This window comes from Kitasatospora sp. SUK 42 (genome assembly GCF_015776785.2).
GTDB lineage: Bacteria > Actinomycetota > Actinomycetes > Streptomycetales > Streptomycetaceae > Kitasatospora.
Genome location: NZ_LFMD02000007.1, coordinates 692675 through 699392, shown reverse-complemented (window position 1 = coordinate 699392; position 6718 = coordinate 692675). Strand labels below are relative to the sequence as shown.

Annotated in this window: 6 protein-coding genes; 5 read left to right on the top strand and 1 reads right to left on the bottom strand. The window is 75.8% G+C overall.

Annotated elements, in window-relative coordinates; genetic code table 11:
* The 3 genes from RZ50_RS24775 to RZ50_RS24765 form a co-directional block, all read left to right on the top strand.
* A partial coding sequence (locus RZ50_RS24775) for an electron transfer flavoprotein subunit alpha/FixB family protein (RefSeq protein ID WP_217680835.1) occupies positions 1 to 461 on the top strand: 461 nt, incomplete at its 5' end.
* A 169-nt stretch (positions 462 to 630) separates the two neighbouring features.
* Positions 631 to 2052: an acyl-CoA synthetase gene (locus tag RZ50_RS24770; protein ID WP_196949833.1), complete on the top strand. Its 1422-nt coding sequence runs from the start codon at positions 631 to 633 to the stop codon at positions 2050 to 2052.
* A gap of 332 nt (positions 2053 to 2384) precedes the next feature.
* Positions 2385 to 3290, top strand: coding sequence for a C40 family peptidase (locus RZ50_RS24765; RefSeq protein ID WP_196949834.1), 906 nt, complete (start codon positions 2385 to 2387; stop codon positions 3288 to 3290).
* An 82-nt stretch (positions 3291 to 3372) separates the two neighbouring features.
* Here RZ50_RS24765 and RZ50_RS24760 read toward each other — a convergent pair whose 3' ends face one another.
* On the bottom strand, positions 3373 to 4287 hold the full coding sequence (locus tag RZ50_RS24760; RefSeq protein WP_196949835.1) for a ribokinase: 915 nt from the start codon (positions 4285 to 4287) through the stop codon (positions 3373 to 3375).
* A gap of 477 nt (positions 4288 to 4764) precedes the next feature.
* Between RZ50_RS24760 and RZ50_RS24755 the strand changes: the two genes are divergently transcribed.
* The gene (locus RZ50_RS24755) at positions 4765 to 5832 is read left to right on the top strand and encodes an NUDIX hydrolase (RefSeq protein WP_196949836.1); all 1068 of its coding nucleotides are present in this window, start codon (positions 4765 to 4767) and stop codon (positions 5830 to 5832) included.
* Between the two features lie 135 nt (positions 5833 to 5967).
* Positions 5968 to 6718, top strand: a 751-nt coding sequence (locus tag RZ50_RS24750) for a DUF4184 family protein (protein ID WP_217680833.1), incomplete at its 3' end; no start/stop codon positions are given.

The following is a 6718-nucleotide window of genomic DNA, read 5'->3' as shown; positions in this document are numbered from 1 at the left end:
CCGTCGAGAACGTCACGGTCGCGTTCACCGGCAACGCGGCCAAGGTCACCTCGCGCACCCCGCGGGTGTCCAGCGGCCGTCCCGAGCTGACCGAGGCCGCCATCGTGGTCTCCGGCGGCCGCGGTGTCGGTGCCGCCGAGGGCTTCGGCGTGGTCGAGGAGCTCGCGGACGCGCTCGGCGCGGCCGTCGGCGCCTCGCGTGCCGCCGTCGACGCCGGCTGGTACCCGCACAGCAGCCAGGTCGGCCAGACCGGCAAGCAGGTCTCCCCGCAGCTCTACATCGCGGCGGGCATCTCCGGTGCGATCCAGCACCGGGCGGGCATGCAGACCTCGAAGACCATCGTGGCCGTCAACAAGGACCCCGAGGCCCCGATCTTCGAGCTGGTCGACTACGGCGTCGTCGGCGACCTCTTCCAGGTGCTGCCGCAGCTCACCTCCGAGGTGAAGGCCCGCAAGGCCTGATCCCCCCGGACGACAACGGAGGGCGTGGCGCCCGGTACCCAGGTACCGGGTGCCACGCCCTCCGCCGTGAGCCCTGGTCCCCGCACTCCGGGCACGGGAGCGGTGGCCCGTAGAGTCGGCCCGACGGCGTTCGGCGCGATCAGGGCGAGACAAGGGCGAGGACGGAAGCATGGCACTGCTGACGGCACTTCACGGCGGCTACGGCGACGCGGCGGACGCGCTGCGGATCGACGGCCGGGCGCTCTCCCGGGAGGAGCTGCTGGGCGCGGCGACCGCCGTGGCCGACCGGGTGGCCGGAGCGCCCGCGCTCGCCGTGCTCGCCCGGCCCACCGTGGAGACGGTCATCGCCGTGGTCGGCGGGCTGCTGGCGGGCGTCCCGGTGGTGCCGCTGCCGCCCGACTCGGGGCCGAAGGAGCGCGAGCACATCCTGCGCGACTCGGGCGCGACGCTGCTCGCGCACGCCGCCGGGGAGGCCGTGCCGGAGGGAACTCCGGTGGAGGGTCTGCCGGTCGACCCCGCCGAGCGCTCCGCCACCACCCACGCCGAGCCGCCCGCCGACGCGACCGGCTTCGTGCTGTACACCTCGGGCACCACCGGGGCACCCAAGGGCGCGGTGATTCGGCGCGAGGCGGTCGCCGCCGACCTGGACGCCCTCGCCTCCGCCTGGCAGTGGACCGCCGAGGACACCCTCGTCCACGGCCTGCCGCTGTTCCACGTGCACGGGCTGCTGCTCGGCGTGCTCGGCGCCCTGCGCACCGGCAGCCGGCTGGTGCACACCGGGCGGCCCACCCCGGCCGGCTACGCGGCGGCGGGCGGCAGCCTGTACTTCGGCGTGCCCACGGTCTGGTCCCGGCTGGCGGCGGACCCGGAGGCGGCCGGGCGGCTGGCCACGGCCCGGCTGCTGGTCTCCGGCAGCGCGCCACTGCCCGTACCGGTGTTCGAGAAGCTGGCGGCGCTCACCGGGCACGCCCCGATCGAGCGGTACGGGATGACCGAGTCGCTGATCACGGTCAGCACCCGGGCGGACGGCGAGCGGCGGCCGGGCAGCGTCGGGCTGCCACTGGAGGGGGTGCGTACCCGGCTGGTCGGCGAGGACGGTGAGCCGGTGCCGTACGACGGGGAGACCGTCGGTGAGCTCCAGGTCTGCGGCCCGACGCTGTTCAGCGGCTACCTCAACCGGCCCGACGCGGACGCCGAGGCCTGGACGGCGGACGGCTGGTTCCGCACCGGTGACGTCGCGGTGATCGGGGCGGACGGCTTCCACCGGATCGTCGGCCGCGCCTCGGTGGACCTGATCAAGAGCGGTGGCTACCGGATCGGCGCGGGCGAGGTGGAGGCCGCGCTGCGGGACCACCCGGCGGTGGCCGACGCGGCCGTGGTCGGCGCGCCGGACGAGGACCTCGGCCAGGCGATCGTCGCCTACGTCATTCCGGACGGCGCCGTGACGGGGGAACAGCTGACGGCCTTCGTGGCCGAGCGGCTCTCGGTGCACAAGCGGCCGCGCCGGGTCGTCCTGGTGCCCGAACTGCCCAGGAACGCGCTGGGAAAGGTGCTGAAGAAGCAGCTGCTCGCGGACGCCGAGGGTCGCTGAGGAGGGGGTGGGCCGGGGTGCCCTCCGGTGACGGGCGTTCACCCTGAGACCCCGTCGGTGCTCACCGCCCGTGACCCTTCCTTTGGCGCACTCCACTGCGCGCCGTGAGCGGACGCGTGCCTAACGTGACACGCAGGCAGAACCGAATCCCGCCCGAGGTGCCGCGGCATCCGGCCGCACGGCCGGAGGCCACGGCACCTCGGGCGGGTTCCTGCCGTGCCGTACGCACCGGCGCCGCCGGGGCGTACCGCGTGTCCGCAGCAGTGTCCGCAGCCGCCCGTCCGGCGGCCGTTCGCAACAGTGCGTTCGCAGCAGTGAAGGAAGTCAGCAGGATGACCACCGTCAACACCGGCGCGTCGGAAGCCGCCGACGAACCGACCGGGAAACACGCCCCCGCCCCCGCCGACCGATCCGGCCCGCCCGCCGGCCCCTCGCGGGCCGCACGGGTCCGCCGGGGGATAGGCATGGCGGCCGTGATCGCGGTCGGCGCCGGGGTGATCGGCCTCGGCACCGGCGTGAATCCCGCGGCCGCCGAGCGGGCCCCGGCGCACGCCGGGTGGGACGGCTCGCGGTACTGGTTCAAGGACAGCCAGGGTCAGTGGCGCTGGACCACGCACTACGACGTGTACGTGGCACGGACGAAGGGCGGCGGATCCTCGTCCAAGGCCGCGTCGTCGAACGCGACGTCGGGCGGGGGGATCAAGCAGGGGTGGGACGGGAGCCGGTACTGGTTCAGGAACAGCCAGGGTCAGTGGCGCTGGACCACGCACTACGACGTGTACGTGGCGCGCACCGGGGGCGGCTCGGCGGGGCCGGCTTCGGGGTCCTCCCACGGCTCCTCCAACGGCTCGGCGCATGACTCCGTCGCGGTGAACCGCAACGTCGAGGCCGCCGTGCAGTACGCACTCACGCAGGTGGGCAAGCCCTTCCGGACGGCCGGCAACGGGCCGGACGGGTACGACTGCTCGGGCCTGGTGCAGCAGTCCTTCCGGCGCGGTGGCATCAAGCTGCCGAGGGTCGCCAACGACCAGTACGCGGCGACCACACCGATCAGCGCGGGCCAGCTGCGCCGCGGCGACCTGCTGTTCTGGTCGCCGAACGGCACCAAGCGCGGCATCCAGCACGTGGCGATCTACCTGGGCGGCAACCAGTACGTCGAGGCCGCGCGGCCCGGGACGCGGGTCCGGATCTCAAGGATCAGCAGAGGCTACTACCCGGCGTACATGGGGCGGCCGTAGCGCGCCGGTGCGGGGCGCCCGGGCCGGTGGCGCAGGGCGCCCCTCCAGTGGGGGGGGCGAACGGGGCGGGGAGCCGGCCGCTTCAGAGGTCGGCCGGGCGGGGGAGCGCGCCGCGGGCGCCGAGCGCGGTGACGGCGAAGGCCCCGGCGGCGACGGCGGTGGCGGCCGCGTCGGGGAGAGAGGCGCCGTGGGCGAGTCGGGCGGCGAGGGCGCCGCAGAAGACGTCTCCCGCTCCGGTGGTGTCGACCACCTCGACGGTGGGTGCGGGCAGTGCGGTCAGGCCTTCCGCGGTGGCGACCAGGGCGCCCTCGCCGCCGAGGGTGATCACGGTGCCCTCGGCGTGGCGCAGCAGGGCCCGGGCGGCCTCGGTGACGGTGGCGGCGCCGGTGAGCTGACGGGCCTCGACGGCGTTGGCGACCAGCAGCGGGCGGCGGCCGGTCGGGCCGGGTTCGGGCAGGGCGCCGGCCGGGGCGGTGTTGTGCAGCCAGCGGGTGCCGCCGCTCGCTCCGGGGGCGGGGAGGGCGGCGGCGGTGGCGCGGACGCACTCGGCGGGGACCTCGTTGCTGGTCAGGACCACGTCGACGGGTAGCAGGTGCAGCCGGGTCAGGGCGGCGGTGACCTCATCGGGAGTCAGCTCGGCGTTGGCGCCGGGGACGACCACGATGCTGTTCTCGCCGGAGGGGTCGACCATGACGATCGCCTGGCCGGTGGGCGCATCGGGGTGTGCGAGCACGCCGCCCGTCTCGACTTCCGCGCCGTGCAGATCGGCGAGCGCCGCCGCGCCCTCGGGGTCGCGTCCGATCTTGGCGACCAGATGGGTCGCGGCCCCCATCCGGGCCGCCGCCACCGCCTGGTTGGCGCCCTTGCCGCCGAACCCCTGGGTGGCGGCGGTGGCGAGGACGGTCTCGCCGGGGGCCGGGAGGACGGGACAGCGGAGGATCCGGTCGGCGTTGACCGAGCCGATGACGATGACCCGGCCGACGGGGAGCAGCTTCATCGTTCCTCTGTACGCGGCGGTGCGCGGGCGGCGCAAGCGGTACGCACGGGGAACGGTGCGCGGGGCAACGGTGCGTGGGGGAACGGCGTGGGCCGGCTGTCGGTGTGGGTCGACTTCCGGTGCGCGCGGGAGCCAGCGCGGGTGTGAACGGAAGCGCTGGGTGCGGGCGGGCGCACGGGCGGCGCGAGCGGCGTACGGGCGGGGCGCGCACGGGAAGTCGGCCGGTCCGACTTCCTGTGCGCGAGGCGTGGTGGCGCGGTGCAGCTTTGAGGCGGGCCGGGCTGCGGGTTTTCCCAAGGGGTCCCTGGCCTGGGCACATGCCCCTGTCAAGGGGCCGGTCGGGGCGCGTGGGCGGGAGCGCCGGGCAGGTATGGGGAGCGGCGTGGCGCGGGTACCACCACGGGTGGCGCTGGTTCGGCCGACGGGGGCGCCGCCCGGTGCGAACGGCATCGGGGCAAGTCGAGGGCAGGGGACGTTGTGATCGTCTGGGTCAATGGCACATTCGGGGCGGGCAAGACGAGTGCCTGCCGTGAGTTGGTGGAACTGCTGCCCGGGAGCGTGCTCTTCGATCCCGAGCTGGTGGGCTTCGGCCTGCGCCGGATGCTCCCGGCCGACCGGTTGGCGACGGTGTCCGACTTCCAGGACCTGGCGGCCTGGCGCCGGCTGGTCCCCGAGACGGCGGCGGCGCTGCTGGGCGAGGTCGGCGGCACGCTGGTGGTGCCGATGACCCTGCTCAGAGAGGACTACCGGGACGAGATCTTCGGTGACCTCGCCGCGCACGGGATCGCGGTGCACCACTTCGTGCTGGACCCAGAAGAAACGATCCTGCGCGACCGCATCACGCACCGCGAGGAGTGCCCCGGCGATCCGGTGGCCAGCGAGCGGGTCCGCACCTGGTGCCTTGAGCACCTGCCCCGCTACCGCGCCGCCCGCCGCTGGCTGGTCGGCGACGCCCGGATGGTCGACACCAGTGGGCTCACCCCGCGCGAGACCGCGCACCGGATAGCCGAGCTGGTCCGGATCGGCGACGCGCGCTGCCCGATCGTCCAGAGCCCGGACCCGACCGGGGACACCGTCGCCTCGGCGGTCCTGTTCTTCGACGAGCAGGACCGTGTGCTGCTGGTCGACCCGGTCTACAAGCCCGACTGGGACTTCCCCGGCGGCGTGGTCGAACGCGGCGAGGCCCCCACCGACGCCGCACTGCGCGAGACCGCCGAGGAACTGGGCCTGCGGCTCGACCCGTCCGTGCTGCGCCTGCTCGCGGTCGACTGGGAGCCGCGCACCGGCCCGCGCCGCGGCGGCCTGCGGCTGGTGTACGACGGCGGGCTGCTGGACGACGCCGGGCGGCGGAACCTGCTGTTGCAGCAGGAGGAGCTGCGCGGCTGCCGGTTCGTCACCCTGGACGAGGCGGCCGACCTGCTGCCGCCCAGCCGCTACCGGCGGCTCGCGGCCGCGCTGGACGCGCGGCGCAGCGGGGAGCTGCGGTACCTGGAGGCGGGCAGCAGGGTCGCGCAGGGGCTGGCCAGTACGGCGGACGCGGCGTAGGGCGGGGCGGGCCGGTTCGCTGCTGTCCGGGGCGTGGGCCGGTTCGTCGGGGACTGGTTGCCTGGCGCCCGGGGTACGGGGCACGGGGCACGGGCCGGTTCGCCGGGCCATCGGGGCGGGCGTCAGGATGGGGGCATGCCCTTCACGTTCAGCCACCCCGCCGCCGTCCTGCCGCTGCTGCGCGCCGCCGGGGCGCGCGGGCCCCTGGTGGCCTCGGCGCTGGTCGCGGGTTCGATGGCGCCGGACGTGCCGTTCTTCGCGGAGTCCCTGCTGCCCGGGGCGTACGGCCACGGAGGTCTGACACACCGCTGGTGGGCGGTGCCGACGGTGGACGTGGCGATCGCCGCGGCACTGGTGGCGGGGTGGCACGGGCTGCTGCGGGCGCCCCTGGTGGGGCTGCTGCCCGAGCGGCGGGCGGGCGGCGTCGAGGCGCTGACGGTCCGGCGGGCCGAGGGCGGAGGGAGTTCCCGGGGTGCGGGCGCGGCGTGGTTCCTCGCCTCGGCGGCGCTCGGCGCGGCCACCCACGTCGGCTGGGACGCGTTCACCCACGGCGGTCGGCTGGGCGTGCGGCTGCTGCCCGTGCTGGACCGGACGGTGGCCGGGGTGCCGCTCCACGAGGCGTTGCAGTACGGCAGCTCGGCGCTCGCCCTGGTCGCGCTGGCCGGGTGGGCGGGGCGCGCGGTGCGGGCCGTCGAACCGGTGCGGCCCGCCGTACGGCTCGCGCCCGGGGCCCGGCGGGCGGCCGTCGTGGCGCTCGGCGCGGCGACGGTGGCCGGGGTGCTGCAGCGGGTCGCCCCGCTGCGGCGGAACCTGGTCCCGGAGATGTGCTTCGGCGCCGGGGCCGGGCTCGCGGTGGGCGCGCTGGGGTACGCGGCGGTGGTGGCGG